The following is a 22,747-nucleotide window of genomic DNA, read 5'->3' as shown; positions in this document are numbered from 1 at the left end:
TCCTGGGAGCGGTCGGCGGGGCGGGCTCAGAGCGAGCCGTGGAAGGTGCGGTTCAGCACGTCGAGCTGCTGCTCCCTGGTCAGCCGGACGAAGTTGACCGCGTAGCCGCTGACCCGGATGGTCAGCTGCGGGTACCGCTCGGGGTGCTCCATCGCGTCGAGCAGGGTCTCCCGGTCCAGCACGTTGACGTTCATGTGGAACCCGCCGACGGCCGTGTACCCGTCCAGCACGCCGGCCAGGTTGCGGACCCGCTCCTCGGGGGTGCGGCCCAGCGCGTCGGGCGTGACGGTGTTGGTCAGCGAGATGCCGTCCTCGGCCGCGTCGTACGGGAGTTTCGCCACCGACAGCGAGCTGGCCACGTAGCCGTGGGTGTCGCGCCCGTTCATCGGGTTGGCGCCGGGCGAGAACGGCTCGCCGGCCCGCCGGCCGTCCGGGGTGGCGCCGGTCTTCCTGCCGTACACCACGTTGGAGGTGATGGTCAGCACCGACTGGGTGTGCTCGGCGCCCCGGTAGGTGGGGTGCTTGCGCACCTTGCGCATGAACTCCTCGACCAGCCACACCGCGAGCCCGTCGGCCCGGTCGTCGTTGTTGCCGTACGCCGGGTAGTCGCCCTCGACCCGGTAGTCGACCGCGAGGCCGCTCCCGTCGCGCACCGGGCGCACCTTCGCGTACCGGATCGCGGAGAGCGAGTCCGCGGCCACCGACAGCCCGGCGATGCCGCAGGCCATGGTGCGGCGCACCGCCCGGTCGTGCAGGGCCATCTCCAGGCGCTCGTAGGCGTACTTGTCGTGCATGTAGTGGATGACGTTCAGCGCGTGCACGTACGTCTCGGCCAGCCACTCCAGCTGCCGGTCGAAGCGCTCCAGCACCTCGTCGTAGTCCAGCACCTCGGACTCGATCGCCCCGGTGGCCGGGCCGACCTGGGCGCCGGACTTCTCGTCCCGGCCGCCGTTGATCGCGTACAGCAGCGTCTTGGCGAGGTTGACCCGGGCGCCGAAGAACTGCATCTGCCGGCCGACCTCCATCGCGGAGACGCAGCAGGCGATCGCGGTGTCGTCGCCGGAGCGCGGGCGCATCAGCTCGTCCGACTCGTACTGCACGCTGGAGGTGTCGATCGACACCCGGGCGCAGAACTCCTTGAAGCCCTGCGGGAGTTTCGGCGACCAGAGGACCGTCATGTTCGGCTCCGGCGCCGGGCCCAGGTTGTACAGGGTCTGGAGGTAGCGGAACGAGGTGCGGGTGACCAGCGGGCGGCCGTCGGCGCCGATCCCGCCGATCGACTCGGTGACCCAGGTCGGGTCGCCGGAGAACAGCTCGTCGTACTCGGGGGTGCGCAGGAAGCGGACGATCCGCAGCTTGACGATGAAGTCGTCGACCAGCTCCTGGGCCCGCTCCTCGGTCAGCCGGCCCGCGGCGAGGTCCCGTTCGAGGTAGACGTCCAGGAAGGTGGAGGTGCGGCCGAGCGACATGGCCGCGCCGTTCTGCTCCTTCACCGCCGCCAGGTAGGCGAAGTACAGCCACTGGACCGCCTGCCGGGCGTCGGCCGCCGGGCCGGAGACGTCGTGGCCGTAGGCCGCCGCCATCTCCTTCAGCTCGCCCAGGGCGCGGATCTGCTCGGCCAGCTCCTCGCGCTCCCGGATGGTCTCCTCCAGCGCCCGCGGGTCGCCGGGCGCGGCGTCCAGCGACGCCTTCTCCTCGTGCTTGGCGGCGATCAGCCGGTCCACGCCGTACAGCGCGACCCGCCGGTAGTCGCCGATGATCCGGCCGCGCCCGTAGGCGTCCGGCAGGCCGGTGACGACGCCCGCCTTGCGGGCGGCCCGGATCTCGGGGGTGTAGGCGTCGAAGACGCCCGCGTTGTGGGTCTTGCGGTACCGGGTGAAGACCTTCTCCAGCTCCGGGTCGACCGGGTAGCCGTACGTCTCCAGTGCCCCCGCGACCATCCGCCAGCCGCCGTTGGGCATGATCGCCCGCTTCAGCGGGGCGTCGGTCTGCAGGCCGACGATCAGCTCGTCCTCCCGGTCGATGTAGCCGGGCGCGTGCGCCGTGATGGTCGAGGGCGTGTCGTACGAGACGTCCAGGACGCCCTTGGCGCGCTCCTCGGGGAACAGCGCGGTGATCCGCTCCCAGATCCGGGTGGTCCGCCCGGTCGGGCCGGCCAGGAAGGCGCCGTCGCCCTCGTAGGGGGTGTAGTTCTGCTGGATGAAGTCCCGGACGTCGACGGCGTCCCGCCACAGGCCGCCCTTGAAGCCGTCCCACGCACCGCTCAGGGTGTGTTCCGCGTGCTGAGTGCTCATTGCTCCCGCTCCCGCCGTCCTCGCCTACGAGCACCATCGTGAATGTTTTCACGAAGTCGCGCGGGCTCGGAAGGTCCTCGATCCGGGGGACCTTGGTCCCTTTCCGTCACACCGCCCGCTCGCCGTAGTACGCCTGGGTCATCAGCCGCCGCATGTCCCGCAGCATCGGCATCCGCGGGTTGGCCGGCGCGCACTGGTCCTCGTAGGCGTTCATCGCCTGCTGCGGCAGCGCCGCCAGGAAGGCCGCCTCGTCCACCCCGGCCTCCTTGAACGACCGCGGGATGCCCACCCGTTCGCGCAGCTCCTCCACCGCCGCCGCCAGCGACTCCACGCCCTGCTCGGGGTGTCCGCCGGCAGGCCCAGCGTCCGGGCGATCTGCCGGTAGCGCTCCGGCGCCGCGTAGCTGCGGTACTTCGGCCAGCCGGTCACCTTCGACGGGGCCGACCCGTTCCAGCGGATCACGTGCGGCAGCAGCAGCGCGTTGGTGCGCCCGTGCGCCACGTGGAAGGTCGCGCCCAGGGTGTGCGCCATCGCGTGCACCACGCCCAGGAAGGACGAGCCGAACGCCATGCCCGCGATCGTCCCCGCGTTGTGCATCCGTTCCCGCGCCACCGGGTCGTTCGGGCCGTCCTCGACCGCCGCCCGCAGGTTCTCGAACACCAGCCGGACGCCCTGCAGCGCCAGCCCGTCGGTGAAGTCGTTGGCGTACACCGACACGTACGTCTCGATGCAGTGCGTCAGCGCGTCGAAGCCGGAGTCCGCGGTCACCGCCGGCGGCAGGTCCGTGGTCAGCGCCGGGTCGACGATCGCCACCGTCGGGGTCAGCGCGTAGTCCGCCAGCGGGTACTTCTGGCCGGTCTCCGGGTCGGTGATCACCGCGAACGGGGTGACCTCGCTGCCGGTGCCCGAGGTGGTCGGGACGCACACCAGCTTGGCCCGCTCGCCCAGGTCCGGGAAGGCGAAGGCGCGCTTGCGGATGTCGAAGAACTTCTCCTTCAGGTCCGCGAACTCGACCTCCGGGTGCTCGTACAGCAGCCACATCACCTTCGCCGCGTCCATCGGCGAACCGCCGCCCAGCGCCACGATGGTGTCCGGCCGGAAGTCCCGCATCAGCTCCGCGCCCCGCTCCACGGTCGCGATGCTCGGCTCGGGCTCCACGAAGTCCACCACCCGCACCTCCACCGGCTCGGTGCGCCGCCCCAGCACGTTCCGGACCCGGTCCAGGTGCCCGATCTCCACCATCGTCCGGTCCGTCACCACGACGACCCGGCGGGCCCCGCGCATGTCGGCCAGGTACGTGATCGAGTTGCGCTCGAAGAAGATCTTCGGCGGCACCTTGAACCACTGCATGTTGGTGTTGCGCCGCCCGATCCGCTTGACGTTGATCAGGTTCAGCGCCGAGACGTTGCCCGCCACCGAGTTGTGGCCGTAACTGCCGCAGCCCAGGGTCAGCGAGGGCAGGAACGCGTTGTACACGTCGCCGATGCCGCCCTGCGAACTCGGCGCGTTCCAGATGATCCGGCACGCCTTCACCGCGGTGCCGAACTCCTCGACGAACGCCGCGTCCTCGGTGTGCACCGCCGCCGAGTGCCCCAGCCCGTTGAACTCCACCATCCGCGTCGCCAGCTTCAGTCCCTGCACCCGGCTCTCCGCCCGCAGCACCGCCAGCACCGGGCACAGCTTCTCCCTGGTCAGCGGCTCCGCCTCGCCGACCTCGCCGACCTCCACCAGGATCACCGAGGTCTCCTCCGGCACCTCGAAGCCCGCCGCCGCGGCGATCTCCGGCGCCGACCGCCCCACCACCGCCGCGTTCAGCCGCGCGCCCGCGCAGTCCGCGCCCGCGCCGACCCCGAACACGTACTCCTCCAGCAGCGCCTTCTGCTCCGGCGTCGCCAGGTGCGCCTTCAACCGGCCGAACTCCGCCAGTGCCGCGTCGTACACCTCCGCGTCCAGGATCACCGCCTGCTCGGAGGCGCAGACCATCCCGTTGTCGAAGGACTTCGACAGCACGATGTCGTTCACCGCGCGGGCCAGGTCCGCGCTCTTCTCCACGTACGCCGGCACGTTGCCCGCGCCCACGCCCAGCGCCGGCTTCCCGCACGAGTACGCCGCCCGCACCATCGAGTTGCCGCCGGTGGCCAGGATCGTCGCCACGTCCTCGTGCCGCATCAGCGCGCCGGTCGCCGCCGTCGACGGCCGCTCGATCCACTGCACGCAGTGCGCCGGGGCGCCCGCCGCGACCGCCGCGTCCCGGACGATCCGGGCCGCCTCCGCCGAACAGCGCTGCGCCGCCGGGTGGAAGCCGAAGACGATCGGGTTGCGGGTCTTCAGCGCGATCAGCGCCTTGAAGATGGTGGTCGAGGTCGGGTTGGTCACCGGCGTGACGCCCGCGACCACGCCCACCGGTTCGGCGATCTCGGTGATCCCGTCGATCTCGTCCCGGGAGATCACGCCGACGGTCCTCATCCCCGCCATCGAGTGCGCCACGTTCTCGCAGGCGAAGACGTTCTTCACCGCCTTGTCCTCGAACACCCCGCGCCCGGTCTCCTCGACCGCCAGCGCCGCCAGCCGGGTGTGCGCGGCCAGCGCGGCCAGCGAGGCCTTCTTCACGATCCGGTCCACCTTCTCCTGGGTGAGACCGGAGTACTCCTGCAGGGCCCTGCGGCCGTTGCGCACCAGCACGTCGACGGCGGCGGCCGCCTCGGCGGTGCTCCCGGCGGTGTTCTCGGTGCTCCCGTCGGTGTTCTCGGGGGCGTCCTCGGCGGTGTTCTCGGTGGTCTGCTCGGCAGCGGGGGACTGGTCGCGGGACATGGCGCGCTCACCTCTTGGGGGGTGCGGCTGCGGGATCGCCCCGGCGGCGCTGCCGGGACGCGGCCTGACGCCTCCACCCTCTGTCGGCGCGGCGTCGCACCGCTACGGCCGTTGGCCGCTGCCCACCCGGGACCAACGGCCTTCTCCGGTGCCCGGCACGGCAGTTCGCCCCGGGCCCCGGACGGGGGCGGGCCTGCGCCGGACGGGTGAGCGCGGGATCGTCCGGGTGCGACCGCCCGGAGCCGGTGGCAGGGTGGGACCAGCCCGTTGTCCGCGACACCCCCAGGAGGAGACATGGGCCTGAGTGACCAGTTCAAGGACAAGGCCAAGGACCTCGCCGACCAGGCGAAGTCGGCGATCGGCGACCACGGCTCCAAGGCCGAGGACGCCGAGCAGAAGGCCCGCGAACAGGCCGAGGGCGTGATGCCGGGCGGCCAGGAGTCCGCGGACGACCAGCAGCACCAGGAGGGCGAGTCCTCCTGACCGTCCGCACGCACGAGGGACGGGCCCGCCGGGCCCGTCCCTCCGGCGTACGGTGGCAAGGGGGAGCGCCCACCCGAGGAGGAGTCATGGGCATCTTCGACAGGTCCCGACCGCAGGAGGCCGACCCGCCGGCCACCGAACCGCCCGAACGCGCCGCCCTCGCCCGCGACGAGGCCGCCGACGCCTTCGCCGACCCGGTCGAACGGGCCCGCGACGACGCGGAGCGCCGAATCTGGCAGGAGCGCGAGGACCGCGCCGCCGCCGAGCGGATGATCTCCGAGGGCGACCCCTGGGGCTGATCCGCACCCGCCCCGGGCCGGGGCCGGACACGGGCCCCGGCCCCGGCCCGGCACCCCGCCGGACGCTGTGACACGGCGGTGACAGGAGGTGTACGTCCCAGGGGCGTCGAGCTGGAAGTGTCTTCCCTGCGCGACCGAGCGGGCCGAGGGGGAACCGGCCGCCGGGACGCGCCTCCCGCATCCAGCCGCACCACCCGTATCCCTTGGGGGAACACCGCGAACACCCGCCGGACCGCGCCGCTCACCGCCTCCGCGACGAAGGCCGCCGCCGTCGCCGCGCTGATGCTCGCCGCCACCACCGCGGCCGGTGGCACCGCGTGGGCGGACGACAAGCCGGTCGTCCCGTGCGCCGACGGAGCGGTGAAGCTCCCGGGCGAGACGCCGGTCGAGGACGGCCCCGCCCACCAGGGGACGGTGGCGCTCCGGCTGAGCGGCGACGCGAAGCCGACCGTCCACGGCGACCGGGCGACCTACCGGGTGCGGATCACCGAGACCAACCGGACCGGGGCCGCCTACCGGAACGTCTCGGTGGTGCCGGTGCTGTTCACCCAGCTCGGCGTCATGAACACCGGCAACACCACGGTGACCCGGGTGCACGGCGGCAGCCGGGTCGAGCTGCCCACCCGGATGGGCTGCGACCCGTCGATCTGGGTCGCCACCGACGCCCTGAACCTCCCGCTGGCGGACGGCGCGACCACCACCGTGGACCTGGAGATCACCACCTCCGCCGCGGTGGCGCGGCAGATCAAGTCGCTCTCGGTGTCGGCGGTCGGCGCGGCGGACGGCGACCGCGGCCTGAGCGGCAACGTCCTCGACCTGCCCGCCGCGGCCCCGGCCGTCGAGCCCACCGAGGAACCGACGAAGCAGCCCACCAAGGCCCCCGCCACGTCGGCCGCCCCGACTCCGACCGCCCCGGCCACGCCCGCCGTGACGGCCACCGCCGCCACCACCACCACCCCGGCGCCGGTCGCCGCCGCCGCGTCCGCCCGGCTGGCCTCCACCGGCGGCGGCACCGGCACCGGCGTCCTGGCCGCCGCCGCGGCCGTCCTGCTCGCCGCGGGCGGCGCGGTCCTGTACGTCCTGCGCCGCCGCGCCCGGCACACCGGCTGACCCGCCGCCGCCGGGGCCGCGCGGGCGGTGGCTACGCGGTCGGGCGGTGGTAGGACTCGATCGGGGCGCGGGCCTCGTCGAAGAGCGCGGGCCCGTCCTGGACCAGGACGGGCCGGTCGCCGGAGGCCGGATCGAGCGCCACCAGCTGCTCGGTGGCCAGCGCGAACACCACCCGGCCCAGGCCGGAGCGGACCAGGGCGCCCGCGCACATCCCGCACGGCTGGCAGCTGGTGTACAGGGTGGTGCGGGCGGCCTCGGCCGGGTCGAGTTCGCGGGCCGCCCAGCGGGCCAGTTTCAGTTCCGGGTGGGCCGTGATGTCGGCGTCCCGCCGCACGGTGTTGTGTGCCTCGGCGAGGACGGTGCCGTCGGGGGCGGCCAGCAGCGAGCCGTACGGGGCGTCCCCCGATTCGACGGCCCGGGCGGCCAGGGCGATGGCGCGGCGCAGCAGTGGTTCGTCGGCGGGGGTGATCACACGGTGTCCTCTCGATGGGCGGCCACGGCGGCCAGGTCCTGCCAGGCCGTTTCCGGCCGGCCGGTCCGCCCGGGGTCGCCGTGGTAGGGGTCGAGGACCACGGCCTGCGCGCCCAGGGCGCGCAACTGCCGTAGGTCGTCCAGCACTTGCTCCAGGGTGCCGGTCCCGGCGGGCCGGTCGGCGTCGGTGACCGGGGCCGGGGTCAGCCGGAACGCGATCCGCGGGGCGAAGCCCGGCAGCGGGTGCGCGGCGAGCACGGCCCGCATCGCGGGCAGGGTCAGGCGCAGCGGGTGCCAGGCGTCGCCGAACCGGGCGGCCCGGCGCAGCGCCGCCGGACTGTGCCCGCCGACCCAGACCGGTATCCGGTCGGCGCCGGGGGGCGCGCCGGACCCGGCGGGCCCGTTCCCGCGCAGCACCTCCAGGCAGGCGTCGGTCAGCCGCCCGCGGTCGGCGAACGGCACCCCGAGCGCCGCGAACTCCTGCCGGGCCCAGCCGGTGCCCACGCCGAGCACCAGCCGGCCGCCGCTCAGCCGGTCGAGGCCCACGGCCATCCGGGCGGTCAGCAGCGGGTCCCGGTACGGCAGGATCAGCACCGTGGTGCCCAGCCGCACCCGGGTGGTCAGGCCGGCCAGCCAGGACAGCGTGGTGAACGGCTCGTGGAAGGGCTCCGGGTAGCGCTCGGCCACGTCCGGGGTGATCGCCACGTGGTCGGAGACCATGAGCAGGTCGTACCCCAGCTCCTCGACGGTGCGCGCCCATCCGCGCAGCACGCCGGGGTCGGCGCCGGGGCCGAAGTTCGGTACGTTGACGCCCAGTTGCATGGGGCGAGGCTATCCCGGCGAAGGCCGGCCGGTGAATGGCCGATCCCCGGCGTCGGGCCCCTTCCGCCGGGGATTCCCCGGTAGGATCGCCGGATGACCGGGGATCTCGACGACATCGACTGGGCGATCATCGGGCAGCTCCAGGCGGACGCCCGCCTGTCGCTCAGCGAGCTGGGGCGGCGGGTGAACCTCGGCCCGTCGGCCACCGCCGAGCGGGTGCGCGCCCTGGAGGCCAGGGGCGTGGTCACCGGCTACCACGCCGTGGTCGACCTCGGCCGGGTCGGCTACCCGGTGCTCGCCGTGGTCCGGCTGAAGTACGCCGGCAGCCGCCACCAGCCCCTGCACCGGTTGCTCGCCGAACGGCGGGAGATCCTGGAGTGCCTGCGCACCACCGGGGACGACTGCTACACCCTCAAGCTCGCCGCCACCTCCATGGCGCACCTGGAGACCCTGGTCGACGAGCTCTGCGCCTTCGGCTCCACCACCACCAGCGTGGTCTACCGCCAGACCCTGCCCTACCGCGGCCCGGCCCGGCCCTGAGACCGGTCGCGGCCCGGCCCCGGTGTCCGGGCGCGGGTCTCAGGGCCGGGGCGGCAGCGGCGGGCGGCGCAGGTCGGGGCGGGGGGTGCCGGTGGGCGGGGGCGCGGCGGCGGGGGTCGCGGCGAGCAGGGTGAGGGCGAGGTCGACGGCGGCGGACAGGTCGGTGTGCGCGCCGCGGGCCCAGTCGCGCGGGGTGCGGACCACCTCGACGTCCGGGTCGACGCCCCGGTTCTCGACCGAGAAGCCGATCCCGCCGGTGAACCAGCTGGCGTTCTTCGGCACCGAGATCTGGGTGCCGTCGCCCAGCGCGTGCCGCCCGGTCATGCCGACCACCCCGCCCCAGGTGCGGGTGCCGACCACCGGGCCCAGGGCGAGCGCCTTGATCGCGGTGATGATGACGTCGCCGTCGGAGCTGGTGGCGTGGTCGGCGAGCGCGACCACCGGGCCGCGCGGCGCGTCCCGGGGCCACCGGACGGGCTGCCGGCCGCGGGTGAAGTCCCAGGCCAGGACGCGGCGGTGGAGCTTCTCCAGGACCAGTTCGGAGACGTTGCCGCCGGCGTTGCCCCGGACGTCCAGCACCAGCACGGGGCGGGCCAGCTCGGAGCGCAGGTCCCGGTTGAACTGGGCCCAGCCGGAGCCGCCGAGGTCCGGGATGTGCAGGTAGCCGCAGAGGCCGTCGCTGAACTCCCGGACCAGGTGCCGCCGTCTGGCCACCCAGTCCTGGTAGCGGATCGGGCGCTCGTCGGTGAGCGGGGTGACCGCGATCCGCCGGACCCGGCCGTCGTGGCGGAGGGTGAGCTCGACGGTGCTGCCGCCCGTCCCGGCCAGCAGCGGGGTCGGGCCGCGCACCGGGTCGGGCGGGCGGCCGTCCACCGCGAGCAGTTCGTCGCCGTCGTGCAGGCCGTGGCCGGCCAGCGGGGCGCGGGCCTTCGGGTCGGAGGACTCGCCGGGCAGGATGCGGTCGACCAGCCAGCGGCCGTCCGGGGCGCGGTGCGCGTTGGCGCCGAGCAGGCCCAGCGGCTGCTGGGCGATGGCCGGGCCCTCGCCGCGCCGGGCCGGGGTGACGTAGGCGTGCGAGGTGCCGAGTTCGCCGAGCAGTTCGCGCAGCAGGTCGGCGAAGTCGTCGGGGGAGGCGATCCGCTCCAGCAGCGGGGCGTACTGCTCGGTGAGCGCGGGCCAGTCCAGGCCGCACATGTCCGGGTCCCAGAACTGGTCGGCGACGATCCGGGCCGCCTCGAGGTACGACTGCCGCCACTCGGCGGCCGGGTGCACGGTGTGGGTGATCCGGCGCAGGTCGACCGGGACGGGGGCGGTCGGCGCGGCCAGCGGGTACAGCTTGAGCGCGCCGGCCGAGAACACCGAGAGGGCCGAGCCGTCCGCCGAGACCGCGAAGCCGTCCAACTGCTCGACCAGGGTGGTGCGGCGGCCCCGGGCCAGGTCGAAGTACTCCAGGGCGGGGCGGCCCGAGGTGTCCTCCGGGTTGGCGAAGGTCTGGCCGAGCGCGCCGGAGATCGGCCAGCGCAGCCACACCACGCCGCCGCGCACCGCGGCCGTCGCCGAGTACTTGGAGGCGATCACCGGGAACGGCACCAGCCGCTTGCTCAGCCCCTCCGGGTCGACGTGCACGGTGCCGTCGCCGGTGGCCTCCTCCGGGTCCAGGCCGACCGGCGGGCGGCCCTCGGCGGGCGAGGCGAACGGCGACGGGGTGCCGGCCGCCAGCGGCACCAGGTACGGGCGGCAGCCGAGCGGGAAGGACAGGTCGCCGGTGTGCACGTCGTGCACCGGGTCGAAGCCGCGCCAGGACAGGAACACCAGGAAGCGGCCGTCCCGGGTGAACACCGGGTGCTCGTCCTCGAACCGGCCGCCGGTGACGTGCACCCGCTCCTCGGGCCGGTCGGTGCGGGCCAGCCGGATCGCCCGCAGCGAGCGGCCCGCGACCGGCTCGGACCAGGCCAGCCAGCGCGAGTCCGGGGAGAACGAGGGGCTGGAGACCGGGCCGAACCGGGACGCGGCGACCTCGGTGACCGCGCCGTCCGCGGTGTCCACCAGCAGCAGCCGCCCGTCCGAGCAGGCCACCGCCAGCCGCCCGCCGTCCGGGGTGGCCGCCAGCTCCTGCACCCGGCCGATCCGGCCGCCCGCGATCCGCCGGTCCGCGGGGCGCTCGTCCGCCGCGCCGTCCCGGCCCGGCAGGGCGGCGAGCTCGATCGCGTCCGCGCCGTCCGCGTCCGTCACCCAGGCGGCCTGGTTGCCGTAGCCGAGCACCAGCGGCAGCCGGCAGCGCACGCCCGGGGTGTCGGCCAGCACCCGGGCCGGGCCGTCGCGGTGGGTCAGCCAGTACAGCGAGCCGCGCACGTTCAGCACCCCGGCCCGGCCGGTGGCGTCGCAGGCCAGGTCCTTGACGTTGTGGGCCGCGCTCACCTGGTACGGCCGCCGCCCGGCCCGGGCGCCGCCCAGCGGCACCTCCAGGCGGCGCGGCGCCGGGGCGTCCAGCGAGTCGAGCAGCCAGACGTCCCCGGCGTGCTGGTAGACCACCCGGACGCCGTCGGTGGCGGCCTCCCGAGCGTAGTACGAGGCGTGGTCGGTGTGCCGGCGCAGGCCGGTACCGTCCGGGCGGACCGAGTACAGGTTGCCGACGCCCTCGTGGTCGGAGAGGAACGCGATCCGGGTGCCCCCGGCGCAGGCCACCGGCATCGGCGAGGCCAGGTGCCCGGGCAGGCCGGGCAGCAGCAGGTCGTGGTCCACCCAGAGCCGGCCGGTCGCGCCGCCCCGGTAGCGCTTCCAGAACGCGGGCTCGTGCGGTGCCGCGTCGGTCAGCAGCACCGTGTGCCCCTCGCCGACCTGCGCGTCCGCGACCGGCCCCCACGGCATCCGCCGCCCGGGCGCGCCGTCCGGCGGCAGCTCCCACGCCCAGGCGTAGTGCGCGAACGGCTCGTGGTAGGAGGTCACCGCCAGCACCTCGCCGTTCGGCAGCCAGCCGCGCACCCGGGTGTCCTGGCTGCCCCAGTACGTCAGCCGCACCGCCGGACCGCCCCCCACCGGCGCCGTGAACACCTCCGGCGTCAGCGCGAACCAGCTGGTCCACGCCAGCACCTCCCCGTCCGGCGACAGCCGCGGGTGGCTCACCCTGGTCCGGTCCGCGCTCACCCGCCAGGCCCGCCCCACCCCGCCGTCCGCGGCGAGCGGCGCGACCCAGACGTCGTCCTCGGCGGTGAAGGCGAGCAGACCGCCGCGTACATGGGGGTACCGCAGGTATCCGGACACCCTTCCATGGTTCGATCGGCGGCCGGGGCCCGCAAACGCGGCCGGGCCGGGCGGGCGGCCGGGCGGGCGGCGGCAGGAAGTCCGGAGCGGTTGACGGCGGGTCAGTGAACCGTGTTCTCCCGTCCATTGACAGAGAGGAGTCACAGCCGGTTCAGTGGTCTAGTCCAACTCCCTGGGTGGGTGCCGGTGCGGCGGCACGACCCGGCCGGGAACCCCACAACCTGGCGGACGGAGGAGGGCGTCCCCCACACAGAGGCAGGAGCATCCCCACATGCGTACTCCCCGAAGGAAGCGGCTGCTCGCCGCCGGAACCGCCTGGGCGGTGGCCGCCGCCGGCGCCGTCGCGCTCAGCTTCGGCCTGGCCGGGTCGGCATCGGCCGGAGAATTCCTGGTCAACGGCGGTTTCGAGACCAACGCACTGAACCCCTGGACCTGTACCGGCTCGACCGGCTCCGTGGTCACCGGCCACGCCCGCACCGGCAGCTACGCGCTCGCGGGCGCCGCGTCCGCGTCCGACACCGCCCAGTGCGTCCAGACCGTCGCGGTCGCCCCCAACACCACGTACACGCTCAGCGCGTACGTCAACGGCGCCTACGTCTACCTCGGCGTCAACGGCGGTGCCTCGACCTGGACGCCGAGCACCGGCGGCGGCTACCAGAAGCTCTCGGTCAGCTTCACCACCACCGCCACCCAGACCTCCGCCACCGTCTTCACCCACGGCTGGTACGGCCAGGGCACCTACTACGCGGACGACGTCTCGCTGGACGGCCCCGGCGCGCCCGCCTCGCCCTCCGCCAGCGCGAGCCCCTCGAAGTCGGCCTCGCCCTCGCCCTCGGCCTCCGCCTCGCCGTCCGGCAGCCCCTCCGCCTCGGCGTCACCCTCCAGCAGCCCGTCCACCTCCAGCTCGCCGACCACCCCGCCGCCGCCCGGCGGCCACGCCCTGGTCGGCTACCTGCACGCCAGCTTCGCCAACGGCGCCGGCTACCTGAAGATGGCCGACGTCCCCGACAGCTGGGACATCATCGACCTGGCCTTCGGCGAGCCGGACTCCATCACCGGCGGCACCATCCACTTCAACCGCTGCCCGGCCACCGAGTGCCCCGGCGTCGAGTCCGACGCCGACTTCAAGGCGGCCATCGCCGCCAAGCAGGCCAAGGGCAAGAAGGTCCTGCTGTCGATCGGCGGCCAGAACGGCGAGGTGCAGCTCACCACCACCGCCGCCCGCGACAACTTCGTCAACTCGGTCTCCGCGATCATCGACAAGTGGGGCCTGGACGGCCTCGACATCGACTTCGAGGGCCACTCGCTGTCGCTCAACACCGGCGACACCGACTTCAAGAACCCGACCACCCCGGTGATCACCAACCTGATCTCCGCGGTCAAGACGCTCAAGGCCAAGTACGGCGCGAAGTTCCAGCTCACCATGGCGCCGGAGACCTTCTTCGTCCAGCTCGGCTACCAGTACTACGGCTCGGGCCCCTGGGGCGGCCAGGACCCGCGGGCCGGCGCCTTCCTGCCGGTCATCTACGGCCTGCGCGACGACCTCACGCTGCTGCACGTCCAGGACTACAACTCGGGCTCGATCATGGGCCTCGACAACCAGTACCACAACATGGGCAGCGCGGACTTCCACATCGCGATGACCGACATGCTGCTCACCGGCTTCCCGGTGGCCGGCAACACCAACAACGTGTTCCCGGCGCTCAAGCCCTCGCAGGTCGCGATCGGCATGCCCGCCAACAGCTACGCCGGCAACGGCTACGTCGCCCCGGCCGTGGTCAACCAGGCGCTGGACTGCCTCACCAAGGGCACCAGCTGCGGCTCCTACACCCCGCGGGCCGGCAAGCAGCCGAACCTGCGCGGGCTGATGACCTGGTCGATCAACTGGGACAACTACAACGGGAACGAGTTCTCGAAGAACTTCCACAACTACTTCGGCTGAGCCCGGCTGGCAGTAGCGGGACGCGGAGCCGGTCGCCCCTCGCGGGGGGTGGCCGGCTCCGGCTGTTGTGGGGGAGGCGGGGCGGGCGGCTGGCGCCGGGCTGCGGGGGAGAGAGGGGTCTGAGCCCGGCTGGCAGTAGCGGGACGCGGAGCCGGTTGCCCCTCGCGGGGGTGGCCGGCTTCGGCTGTTGCGGGGGGAGGTGGGGTGGGTGGGCGGCTGGTGCCGGGCTGCGGGGGAGAGAGGGGTCTGAGCCCGGTCGGCAGTAGTGGGATGCGGAGCCGGTTGCCCCTCGCGGGGGGTGGCCGGCTCCGGCTGTTGTGGGGGAGGCGGGGCGGGCGGCTGGCGCCGGGCTGCGGGAAGCGGGGCGGGTGGCTCCGGCCGTTCTTCGGGCCGGACCGCCGCTGGTCGACCGGCCGGGGTGGCGCGCCTAGCCTGGAGGGGAAGGAGGTGGTGGCGATGCTGGCAGACGCGCCCCTGCTCGCGGTGATCCCGGTGACCGACCTCGAACGGGCCAAGCGGTACTACCGCGACACGCTCGGGCTCACCCTGTCCCGGGAGGGCACCGGAGAGGTGGCCTTCCGCAGCGGAAGCACCGAGTTCGGGATGTACGAGACGCCGTACGGCGGACAGGCCGGCCACACCCTGGCCAGCTGGAAGGTCGCCGACCTGGACGCCGAGATGGCCGAACTGCGCGGCCGAGGCGTGGTGTTCGAGGAGTACGACCAGCCCGGGCTGAAGACCCTCGACGGGGTGGCCGAGGCCGACGGGATGCGGGCCGCCTGGTTCAAGGACCCGGACGGCAACGTGCTGTGCGTCAACGAACTGCCCGCGGAGTGAGTCGGGCCGGAAACGCCGAAGACCTCCCCGGAGGGAGGTCTTCGCGCTGTCGGTGCGCCGCCAGGGACTCGAACCCCGGACCCGCTGATTAAGAGTCAGCTGCTCTAACCAACTGAGCTAGCGGCGCGTGCTGACGGAGAGAACACTACCTGGTCAGCGCCCGAAACACACAATCGGCCCGGCCGGGGCGCCGACGTATGCTGAGGCCGGCGCACCCCGCACCTGCCGAGAGGAACCACCGTGGGCCAGCTGACCCTGCTCTTCCTGGTGCTGCTCGCCTCGGTGGTGACGATGCCGCTGGCGCGCCGGACCAGGATTCCGCAGCCGGTGCTGATGACGCTGGTCGGCCTGGCCTTCGCGCTGATCCCGCAGATCCCCAACATCCAGATCAACCCCGAGTTCATCCTGCCGCTGGTGCTGCCGCCGCTGATCTTCGCGGTCGCCCGGCGCTCCTCGGTGCGGTACTTCAAGGCGAACATCCGCTCGATCCTGCTGCTGGCCGTCGCCCTGGTGGTGGTGACCACCACCGCGGTGGCCGGGGTGTTCAGCTGGCTGGTGCCCGCCGCGCCGCTGGCCGCCGCGGTCGCGCTGGGCGCGCTGGTCTCGCCGCCCGACCCGGTCGCGGCCGTCGCGGTGGCCGGCGAGGTCGGGCTGCCGCGCCGGCTGACGGCGGTGCTGGAGAGCGAGGGCCTGTTCAACGACGTCACCGCGATCGTGATCTACTCGCTGGCCGTCGAGGCCGTGGTCGACGGCGACCTCTCGGTGGGCCGGGCCGCGGAGCGCTTCCTGCTGTCCGCCGTGGTCGCGGTGGCCGTCGGCATCGGGCTCGGCTGGCTGAACGCCAAGATCGCCGGGTTCCTGGAGGACCCGACCCAGCAGGTCGCGCTCAACCTGCTCGTCCCGTTCGCCGCGTACACCCTGGCCGAGGAGGCGCACGGCTCCGGCGTGCTGGCCGTGGTGGTCTGCGCGCTCTACCTCGCCGACCGGGCCTCCGACGCCGACGAGGTCTCCTACCGGCTGGTCGGCAACGCGTTCTGGGAGATCGTCGAGACCCTGATCACCGGCGTCGCGTTCGGCCTGATCGGCCTGGAGCTGTCCACCGTCCTCCAGGACGTCCGGGACACCTGGCACACCATGATCGGCGACACCGCGACCGTCATCGCCGTCGTCGTGGTGCTGCGCCTGCTCTGGCTGCTGCCCGCCGCCTGGCTCTCCCGCCGGGTCACCCACGGCGAGGAGGACACCCCGATCAGCTGGCGGGAGACCGTCGTCCTGTGGTGGTCCGGTATGCGCGGGGTGGCCACCGTCGCCCTCGCCCTCGGCATCCCGCTCACCCTGCACAACGGGCTGGACTTCCCGGCCCGCAGCGAGATCGTCTTCATCGCGTTCAGCGTCGTCCTGTTCACCCTGGTGGTGCAGGGCCTCACCCTGCCGTACGTGGTCAAGCTGCTGCGCATCGACGACACCGGCGACGAGCACGAGCGGGCCGTCCGGGAGCTGTGGTGGCGCGCCGCCAAGGCCGGACTGCACCGGCTCGCCGAGCTGGAGGACGAGGACCAGCTCCCGCCCGAGATCACCGAGCGCCTGCGCGAGCGCCAGCACGACCGCCTCGCCCGGCTCTGCCCGGAGAAGTACGAGGAGGAGGAGGCGCTGGAGGCCAAGCGCCGCGGCAAGCAGTGGCGGCAGGCGTTCGCGATCGAGCAGGAGATGATCGCCGCCTCCCGCCGCGAGGTGCTGGTCGCCCGCGGCGAGGCCGGCGCCGACCCCGAGGTCGCCGACCGGGTGCTGCGCGCGCTCGACCTCCAGTCGGCCCGGAAGTGACGTCCCGTCGACCGCTCGCGGTGCAGCACTGCCCGGCCGCATCCAGGGCATAGGGTTGGAGGCGGGCGAGGCCGTCGACGGCGCCGGCACCCGTACCCGCCGGGCCCGGCGCCACCCTCCCGCCGGAACCAGCCGGTATCTGCACCCGACGACGCTAGGAGCAACCGATGTCGGACACCCCCGCCAACGGCCGGACCCCGTTGGACCGCACCCCGCAGTGGGCCGCGCTGGGGAAGCACCGGGCAGAGCTGGGCGAACAGCACCTGCGCGAGCTGTTCGCCGCCGACCCCGACCGCGGCACGCGCTACACCCTGCAGGTCGGCGACCTCTTCGTCGACTACTCGAAGCACCTGGTCACCGACCGCACCCTGGACCTGCTGCGCGAACTGGCCGCCGCCACCGGCGTCGCCGAGCTGCGCGACGCGATGTTCCGCGGCGAGAAGATCAACACCACCGAGCACCGCGCCGTCCTGCACACCGCGCTGCGCGCCCCGCGCGGCGCCGTCGTCGAGGTCGACGGCGAGAACGTGGTGCCCGCCGTGCACGCCGTCCTCGACAAGATGGCGGCCTTCTCCGGCCGGGTGCGCTCCGGCGAGTGGACCGGCCACACCGGCAAGCGCATCCGCAACGTCGTCAACATCGGCATCGGCGGCTCCGACCTCGGCCCCGCGATGGCCTACGAGGTGCTGCGGTCCTACACCGACCGCGACCTGACGGTCCGTTTCGTCTCCAACGTCGACGGCGCCGACCTGCACGAGGCGGTCCGCGACCTGGACCCCGCCGAGACGCTGTTCATCGTCGCCTCCAAGACCTTCACCACCATCGAGACGGTCACCAACGCGGTCGCCGCCCGCGACTGGCTGCTGGAGGGGCTCGGCGCCGGCGAGGAGGCCGTCGCCAAGCACTTCGTGGCGCTCTCCACCAACGCCCGGGGCGTCGCCGACTTCGGCATCGACACCGCCAACATGTTCGAGTTCTGGGACTGGGTGGGCGGCCGCTACTCCTTCGACTCCGCGATCGGCCTCTCGCTGATGATCGCCATCGGCGCGGAGCGGTTCGGCGAGATGCTGGCCGGCTTCCACCTGGTCGACGAGCACTTCCGCACCGCCCCCGCGGAGGAGAACGTCCCGCTGCTGCTGGGCCTGCTCGGCGTCTGGTACGGCGCGTTCTTCGACGCCCAGTCGCACGCCGTGCTCCCGTACTCGCACTACCTGTCGAAGTTCACCGCGTACCTCCAGCAGCTCGACATGGAGTCCAACGGCAAGTCCGTGGACCGCGAGGGCAACCCGGTCTCCTGGCAGACCGGCCCGGTGGTCTGGGGCACCCCCGGCACCAACGGCCAGCACGCGTACTACCAGCTGCTGCACCAGGGCACCAAGGTCATCCCCGCCGACTTCCTCGGCTTCGCCCGGCCGGTCGCCGACCTCCAGCCCGGCCTGGTCGCCCAGCACGACCTGCTGATGGCCAACTTCTTCGCCCAGACCCAGGCGCTGGCCTTCGGCAAGACCGCGGAGGAGGTCGCCGCGGAGGGCGTGCCCGCCGAACTCGTGCCGCACAAGACCTTCCGCGGCAACCACCCGACCACCACCATCCTGGCCCCCGAGCTGACCCCGCACGTCCTCGGCCAGCTGATCGCCCTCTACGAGCACAAGGTGTTCGTCCAGGGCGCGGTGTGGGACATCGACTCCTTCGACCAGTGGGGCGTCGAACTCGGCAAGGTGCTGGCCAAGAAGATCGAGCCCGTGCTGCTCACCGGCGAGGGCACCGAGGCGCTGGACGCCTCCACCGCCCACCTGGTCGGCCGCTACCGCGAGCTGCGCGGCCGGGAGTAGGGCCCCTGCCGGTGCTCGGCAGGAGAGAGAGCGTGGGGACGGCCGGTGGCTCCGGCCGTCCCCTTCGCGTGCCCGGGCTTCGCGTGCTCCGGGTGCCTCAGGTGACCCGGGCCAGCAGGGAGTCGGCGTGCGCGGTGACCAGCTCGCGGGCCAGCGCCGGGTCGGGGACGGCCAGGGCGCGGGCCAGCGCCAGGTGCTCGGCGTGGTCCCGCTCCGCGTGCGCGGGGGAGGCCGTCGCGGTGGCGGAGATCCGCACCTGCCGGTCCCAGAGCGTCTCGTAGAGGGAGGTCAGGACGGGGTTCCCGGCGGCGCGCAGCAGGGTGAGGTGGAAGTGCCGGCCGGCCTCGACGGGGTGCGGGTCGCGGTGCTCGCAGGCGGCCAGCAGCTCCGCGGCGGCGGCCGCCAGCGCGGCGGGGCCGCGGGCCGCCAGGGTGTCGACGGCGGCGTGCTCGAACAGCACCCGGGCGGCGAGGACGTCGCGGGCCTCGCCCGGGGCGATCGGGACGACCTGGGCGCCGCGCTTGGGGTACAGGCGCAGGAAGCCCTCGGACTGCAGGCGCAGGAACGCCTCGCGGACGGGGGTGCGGGAGAGCCCGAGCTCGGTGGCGACGACGCCCTCGGAGAGCAGCGTGCCGCCGGGCCAGCTGCCGTCCAGCAGGCGGGTGCGGACGTGCCGGTAGGCCCGGTCGGCGGTGGGAGGGCGGCGTCGGCGGTGGGCCGGCCGGGGTCGGCGCCGGCGAGGGCGTGATCGGCGGTGGGGAGGGCGGGGTCGCTCACGCCGTCATTCTGCCACGCCTGCTAGCTTGCATCTAAGCTTGCATCTATGATGCGGGCATGCCTCCGAACGCCCCCCGCTCCCGGACCGCCCTGTTCGTGACCTGCCTGAACGACACCCTCTTCCCCGGCACCGGCCGCGCCGCCGTCACCCTGCTGCGCCGGCTGGGCGTGGAGGTGGACTTCCCGCCCGGCCAGAGCTGCTGCGGACAGATGCACTTCAACACCGGCTACCGCCGGGAGACCGCCCGGCTCGCCCGGTACTTCGTGGACACCTTCGGCGGCTACGAGGAGATCGTCGTCCCCTCCGCCTCCTGCGCCGGGATGCCCGCCGAGGCGTACCCCCTGGCCGCCGTCGGCGACCCCGGACTGGCCCGGGAGGTGGCCGAACTCGCCCCCAGGGTAGTCGAGTTGACCGAGTACCTGACCGACCGGCTGGGCGTCGAGGACGTCGGCGCGCACTTCCCGCACCGGGTCACCTACCACCCCACCTGCCACAGCCTGCGGGCCACCCGGCTGGGCGACCGGCCCTACCGGCTGCTGCGCGCCGTCGACGGCATCGACTTCGTCGAACTGCCCGCGCAGGAGGAGTGCTGCGGCTTCGGCGGCACCTTCTCGGTGAAGAACCCGGCGGTCTCCGGCGCGATGAACGGCGACAAGGCCCGGCACGTCCTGGAGACCGGGGCACCCGTGCTGGCCGCCGTCGACAACTCCTGCCTGATGAACATCGGCGGCCGGCTCACCAAGGACGGCCACCGGGTGCGCACCCTGCACCTGGTGGAGATCCTGGCCCGCACCGCCCAGGACGGGCCGCTGCCCGGCGTCCCGGTGGTGGAGGCCGTGCGATGACGAGGTCGTTCCTGGGCTGGCCCGCGTTCCCGGAGGCCGCCGAACGCGAGGTCGACAACCGGCAGTTGCGGGAGAACGTCCGCCGCGCCACCCACACCATCCGGGGCAAGCGGGCCGTCCTGGCCGCCGAACGCCCCGACTGGGAGCAACTGCGCGACAGCGCCGCCGCGATCAAGGACCGGGTGCTGGCCGACCTGGAGCGGTACCTGCTCCAGGTCGAGGAGAAGGTCACCGCGGCCGGCGGCACCGTGCACTGGGCCCGCGACGCCGCCGAGGCCAACCGGATCGTCACCGACCTGGTCAGGGCCACCGGCGAGCGCGAGATCGTCAAGGTCAAGTCGATGCTGACCGAGGAGATCGGCCTCGACGCGGCCCTGGAGGCCGCCGGGATCAACGCCCGGGAGACCGACCTCGCCGCCACCATCGTCCAACTCGGCGACGACCTGCCCTCGCACGTGGTCGTCCCCGCGCTGCACCGCAACCGCAGCGAGATCCGCGACATCTTCGCCCGCGAGATGGGCCGGCACGGCCGCCCCGCCCCCGACGGGCTCACCGACGACCCCGCCGAACTCGCCGAAGCCGCCCGGCTGCACCTGCGGGAGAAGTTCCTCGGCGCCAAGGTCGCCGTCTCCGGCGCCAACTTCGTGGTCGCCGAGACCGGCACCCTGGTGGTCGTCGAGTCCGAGGGCAACGGCCGGATGTGCCTCACCCTCGCCGACACCCTGATCTCCGTCGTCGGCCTGGAGAAGACCGTCCCCGACTGGCAGGACCTCGAAGTCTTCCTGCAACTGCTGGCCCGCAACGCCACCGGCGAGCGGATGGCCCCCTACACCAGCACCTGGACCGGCACCACGGACGGCGACGGACCGCGCGACGTCCACCTCGTCCTGGTCGACAACGGCCGCACCCGCGCCCTCGCCGACCCGGTCGGCCGACAGGCCCTGCGCTGCATCCGCTGCGGCGCCTGCATGAACACCTGCCCCGTCTACGAGCGCACCGGCGGCCACGCCTACGGCTCCGTCTACCCCGGGCCGATCGGCGCGATCCTCAACCCGCTGCTCAAGGGCCTCGACGACGCGCAGACCGCCTCCCTGCCGTACGCCTCCACGCTGTGCGGCGCCTGCAACGAGGTCTGTCCGGTGCGGATCCGGTTCACCGACGTGCTGCTCGACCTGCGCGCCCAGGTCGCCGACGGCGGACGGCACCCGGTGGAACGGGCCGCGCTGAACACCGTCGGCGCGGTGATGGCGCGCCCCGCGGTGTGGAAGGCCGCCGTGAAGGGCGCCGGACTGGTCGGACCGCTGCTGCCCCGGCGCGCCGCACTGCCCGGCCCGCTCGGCGGCTGGACCGACAACCGGGCGCTGCCCGAGATCCCGGGGGAGTCCTTCCGCGGCTGGTGGAAGCGGAACGAGCGCGCCGGACGGGACGGGTCCGGCGGACGGGACGAGCGCGCCGGACGACGGGACGAGCGCGGCGGTCGGGGCGGGTCCGGCGGCCGGGACGAGCGTGGTAGTCGGGGCGGACCCGGCGGACGGGACGAACCCGACGGACGGCAGGCCGCACGCAACCGAGGAGAACACGCATGACCGGCACCGCCCGGGACGAGATCCTGCGCCGCATCCGCGCCGCCGCAGTCCCGCTCGCCCCCGAACCGCCCCGCGACTACCTCCGGCACGCCCCCGGCCTCGACCCCGACGACCGGCCCGCCGTGCTCGCGCTGTTCGCCGAACGGCTCGCCGAGTACGGCGCCACCGTGCTGCGCGCCGCGGACCCCGGCCCCGCCGTCGCCCGGGCGCTCGCGGACGAGGGCGCCCGCAGCCTCGTCGTCCCGGACGGGCTGCCCGCCGGGTGGCTGCCCGCCGGGTGGGACGGCGAGGTGCGCGCCGACCGGCCGCCGCTCGGGAAGGCCGAACTCGACGCCACCGACGCCGTCCTGACGGCCTGCGCGGTCGCCGTCGCCGACTCCGGCACCCTGGTCCTCGACGGCGGACCCGCCCAGGGGCGCCGCGCCGCCACCCTGCTGCCCGACCTGCACGTGTGCGTGGTCCGGGCCGAACAGGTGCGCTCCGCGCTGCCCGGCGCGCTCGCCCGGCTCGACCCGGCCCGGCCGCTCACCTTCGTCAGCGGGCCGTCCGCCACCGCCGACATCGAGATGATCCGGGTCAAGGGCGTCCACGGGCCCCGCCGGCTGGTGGTCGTCCTGCTGGACCGGGCGGACGAGGCCGACGGGGCCGACGGGGCCGATGGGGCGGACCGGCCGGACGAGGTGGACTAGCCCGCCGGGCTGGGCGAGGCGGAGACCGCCGGGCGCGGGGCCGGGCCGTGCTGCGCCGTGTACACCAGCCCGAAGCCGAGGCCGGCCGCCAGCGTCACCGCGCCCGTCCAGGCCAGCGCGCGGCCCAGACCCCGTCTGCGCCGCTCCCGCCGGTGCGCGCGCAGGGCGGCCGCCTCGGCCTCGGCGAGCTCCGCGTCGAGCCAGGCGGCCCAGTCGGAGTGAAGATCGTCGGACCCCATGACCCGGACATTAGCAGCCCTTTACACACCCTCCGGGTGCGCGGCGCAACGCGAAAGGCCCCCCGGTGAAGGGGGCCTTTCGCTGTC

General features: G+C 74.0%; 17 protein-coding genes, 1 tRNA gene and 2 pseudogenes. 11 read left to right on the top strand and 9 right to left on the bottom strand.

Features of this window, described 5'->3' with window-relative positions:
* Positions 1-26 precede the first annotated feature (26 nt).
* Together pflB and adhE are read right to left on the bottom strand one after the other, a co-directional pair.
* A complete protein-coding gene (pflB, locus tag QMQ26_RS12640; RefSeq protein WP_282205766.1) occupies positions 27-2,294 on the bottom strand; it encodes a formate C-acetyltransferase in 2,268 nt (755 codons plus the stop codon).
* A gap of 106 nt (positions 2,295-2,400) precedes the next feature.
* Positions 2,401-4,976: pseudogene (gene adhE, locus QMQ26_RS12635) on the bottom strand (bifunctional acetaldehyde-CoA/alcohol dehydrogenase).
* Between the two features lie 423 nt (positions 4,977-5,399).
* Between adhE and QMQ26_RS12630 the strand changes: the two are divergent.
* The 3 genes from QMQ26_RS12630 (at position 5,400) to QMQ26_RS12620 (ending at position 6,997) form a co-directional block, all read left to right on the top strand.
* Positions 5,400-5,588: a hypothetical protein gene (locus tag QMQ26_RS12630; protein WP_100838155.1), complete on the top strand. Its 189-nt coding sequence runs from the start codon at positions 5,400-5,402 to the stop codon at positions 5,586-5,588.
* 86 nt (positions 5,589-5,674) lie between these two features.
* Complete coding sequence (locus tag QMQ26_RS12625; RefSeq protein ID WP_282205765.1) at positions 5,675-5,887, top strand: hypothetical protein; 213 nt, start codon at positions 5,675-5,677, stop codon at positions 5,885-5,887.
* Positions 5,888-6,169: 282 nt separating this feature from the next.
* Positions 6,170-6,997, top strand: a complete 828-nt coding sequence (locus tag QMQ26_RS12620; RefSeq protein ID WP_282205764.1) for an LPXTG cell wall anchor domain-containing protein — start codon at positions 6,170-6,172, stop codon at positions 6,995-6,997.
* A 31-nt stretch (positions 6,998-7,028) separates the two neighbouring features.
* On the opposite strand, the gene QMQ26_RS12615 is transcribed toward QMQ26_RS12620, so the two are convergent.
* A complete protein-coding gene (locus QMQ26_RS12615; RefSeq protein WP_282205763.1) occupies positions 7,029-7,469 on the bottom strand; it encodes a nucleoside deaminase in 441 nt (146 codons plus the stop codon).
* A complete protein-coding gene (locus QMQ26_RS12610) occupies positions 7,466-8,290 on the bottom strand; it encodes an LLM class flavin-dependent oxidoreductase (protein WP_282205762.1) in 825 nt (274 codons plus the stop codon). The genes QMQ26_RS12615 and QMQ26_RS12610 overlap by 4 nt, the downstream gene beginning before the upstream one ends.
* A 93-nt stretch (positions 8,291-8,383) precedes the next feature.
* Here QMQ26_RS12610 and QMQ26_RS12605 point away from each other — a divergent pair, with 93 nt between their 5' ends.
* Positions 8,384-8,830, top strand: a complete 447-nt coding sequence (locus QMQ26_RS12605; protein WP_282205761.1) for an Lrp/AsnC family transcriptional regulator — start codon at positions 8,384-8,386, stop codon at positions 8,828-8,830.
* Between the two features lie 39 nt (positions 8,831-8,869).
* Here QMQ26_RS12605 and QMQ26_RS12600 read toward each other — a convergent pair whose 3' ends face one another.
* Positions 8,870-12,091, bottom strand: coding sequence for a S41 family peptidase (locus QMQ26_RS12600; protein WP_282205760.1), 3,222 nt, complete (start codon positions 12,089-12,091; stop codon positions 8,870-8,872).
* 271 nt (positions 12,092-12,362) lie between these two features.
* On the opposite strand from QMQ26_RS12600, the gene QMQ26_RS12595 reads away from it, so the two are divergent.
* Positions 12,363-14,033, top strand: a complete 1,671-nt coding sequence (locus QMQ26_RS12595) for a chitinase (protein WP_282205759.1) — start codon at positions 12,363-12,365, stop codon at positions 14,031-14,033.
* A 456-nt stretch (positions 14,034-14,489) separates the two neighbouring features.
* On the top strand, positions 14,490-14,870 hold the full coding sequence (locus QMQ26_RS12590; protein ID WP_282205758.1) for a VOC family protein: 381 nt from the start codon (positions 14,490-14,492) through the stop codon (positions 14,868-14,870).
* 53 nt (positions 14,871-14,923) lie between these two features.
* Here the strand turns inward: QMQ26_RS12590 and QMQ26_RS12585 are convergent.
* A tRNA-Lys gene (locus QMQ26_RS12585) sits at positions 14,924-14,997 on the bottom strand.
* Between the two features lie 113 nt (positions 14,998-15,110).
* On the opposite strand from QMQ26_RS12585, the gene QMQ26_RS12580 reads away from it, so the two are divergent.
* Both QMQ26_RS12580 and pgi read left to right on the top strand, forming a co-directional pair.
* Positions 15,111-16,691: a Na+/H+ antiporter gene (locus tag QMQ26_RS12580; RefSeq protein ID WP_100838164.1), complete on the top strand. Its 1,581-nt coding sequence runs from the start codon at positions 15,111-15,113 to the stop codon at positions 16,689-16,691.
* A gap of 167 nt (positions 16,692-16,858) precedes the next feature.
* Positions 16,859-18,523: a glucose-6-phosphate isomerase gene (pgi, locus tag QMQ26_RS12575; protein WP_282205757.1), complete on the top strand. Its 1,665-nt coding sequence runs from the start codon at positions 16,859-16,861 to the stop codon at positions 18,521-18,523.
* Between the two features lie 97 nt (positions 18,524-18,620).
* Here the strand turns inward: pgi and QMQ26_RS12570 are convergent, their stop codons facing one another.
* Complete coding sequence (locus QMQ26_RS12570) at positions 18,621-18,983, bottom strand: FCD domain-containing protein (protein ID WP_404814118.1); 363 nt, start codon at positions 18,981-18,983, stop codon at positions 18,621-18,623.
* 105 nt (positions 18,984-19,088) lie between these two features.
* Positions 19,089-19,178, bottom strand: a pseudogene (locus tag QMQ26_RS38280) (GntR family transcriptional regulator); the annotation flags it as partial.
* A gap of 179 nt (positions 19,179-19,357) precedes the next feature.
* On the opposite strand from QMQ26_RS38280, the gene QMQ26_RS12560 reads away from it, so the two are divergent.
* From QMQ26_RS12560 to QMQ26_RS12550, 3 genes are read left to right on the top strand one after another with little or no spacing between them, the layout of a single operon-like run.
* Positions 19,358-20,146, top strand: coding sequence for a (Fe-S)-binding protein (locus QMQ26_RS12560; RefSeq protein WP_282205756.1), 789 nt, complete (start codon positions 19,358-19,360; stop codon positions 20,144-20,146).
* A complete protein-coding gene (locus QMQ26_RS12555; protein ID WP_282205755.1) occupies positions 20,143-21,732 on the top strand; it encodes a LutB/LldF family L-lactate oxidation iron-sulfur protein in 1,590 nt (529 codons plus the stop codon). Before QMQ26_RS12560 ends, QMQ26_RS12555 begins: the two co-directional genes overlap by 4 nt.
* Positions 21,729-22,421, top strand: a complete 693-nt coding sequence (locus tag QMQ26_RS12550; protein ID WP_282205754.1) for a LutC/YkgG family protein — start codon at positions 21,729-21,731, stop codon at positions 22,419-22,421. The genes QMQ26_RS12555 and QMQ26_RS12550 overlap by 4 nt, the downstream gene beginning before the upstream one ends.
* Here the strand turns inward: QMQ26_RS12550 and QMQ26_RS12545 are convergent.
* The gene (locus QMQ26_RS12545) at positions 22,418-22,660 is read right to left on the bottom strand and encodes a hypothetical protein (protein WP_100838169.1); all 243 of its coding nucleotides are present in this window, start codon (positions 22,658-22,660) and stop codon (positions 22,418-22,420) included. The genes QMQ26_RS12550 and QMQ26_RS12545 overlap by 4 nt on opposite strands.
* Positions 22,661-22,747 lie beyond the last annotated feature (87 nt).

Source organism: Kitasatospora fiedleri (assembly GCF_948472415.1).
Lineage (GTDB): Bacteria > Actinomycetota > Actinomycetes > Streptomycetales > Streptomycetaceae > Kitasatospora > Kitasatospora fiedleri.
The sequence above is the reverse complement of the archived record's forward strand: the minus strand, read 5'-3'. Positions and strand labels throughout refer to the sequence as shown.

Coding starts and splice junctions, on each gene's coding strand:
- pflB (WP_282205766.1), bottom strand. CDS start 2,294: ATGAGCACTCAGCACGCGGAACACACCCTGAGCGGTGCGTGGGACGGC.
- QMQ26_RS12630 (WP_100838155.1), top strand. CDS start 5,400: ATGGGCCTGAGTGACCAGTTCAAGGACAAGGCCAAGGACCTCGCCGAC.
- QMQ26_RS12625 (WP_282205765.1), top strand. CDS start 5,675: ATGGGCATCTTCGACAGGTCCCGACCGCAGGAGGCCGACCCGCCGGCC.
- QMQ26_RS12620 (WP_282205764.1), top strand. CDS start 6,170: ATGCTCGCCGCCACCACCGCGGCCGGTGGCACCGCGTGGGCGGACGAC.
- QMQ26_RS12610 (WP_282205762.1), bottom strand. CDS start 8,290: ATGCAACTGGGCGTCAACGTACCGAACTTCGGCCCCGGCGCCGACCCC.
- QMQ26_RS12605 (WP_282205761.1), top strand. CDS start 8,384: ATGACCGGGGATCTCGACGACATCGACTGGGCGATCATCGGGCAGCTC.
- QMQ26_RS12595 (WP_282205759.1), top strand. CDS start 12,363: ATGCGTACTCCCCGAAGGAAGCGGCTGCTCGCCGCCGGAACCGCCTGG.
- QMQ26_RS12590 (WP_282205758.1), top strand. CDS start 14,490: ATGCTGGCAGACGCGCCCCTGCTCGCGGTGATCCCGGTGACCGACCTC.
- pgi (WP_282205757.1), top strand. CDS start 16,859: ATGTCGGACACCCCCGCCAACGGCCGGACCCCGTTGGACCGCACCCCG.
- QMQ26_RS12560 (WP_282205756.1), top strand. CDS start 19,358: ATGCCTCCGAACGCCCCCCGCTCCCGGACCGCCCTGTTCGTGACCTGC.
- QMQ26_RS12555 (WP_282205755.1), top strand. CDS start 20,143: ATGACGAGGTCGTTCCTGGGCTGGCCCGCGTTCCCGGAGGCCGCCGAA.
- QMQ26_RS12550 (WP_282205754.1), top strand. CDS start 21,729: ATGACCGGCACCGCCCGGGACGAGATCCTGCGCCGCATCCGCGCCGCC.
- QMQ26_RS12545 (WP_100838169.1), bottom strand. CDS start 22,660: ATGGGGTCCGACGATCTTCACTCCGACTGGGCCGCCTGGCTCGACGCG.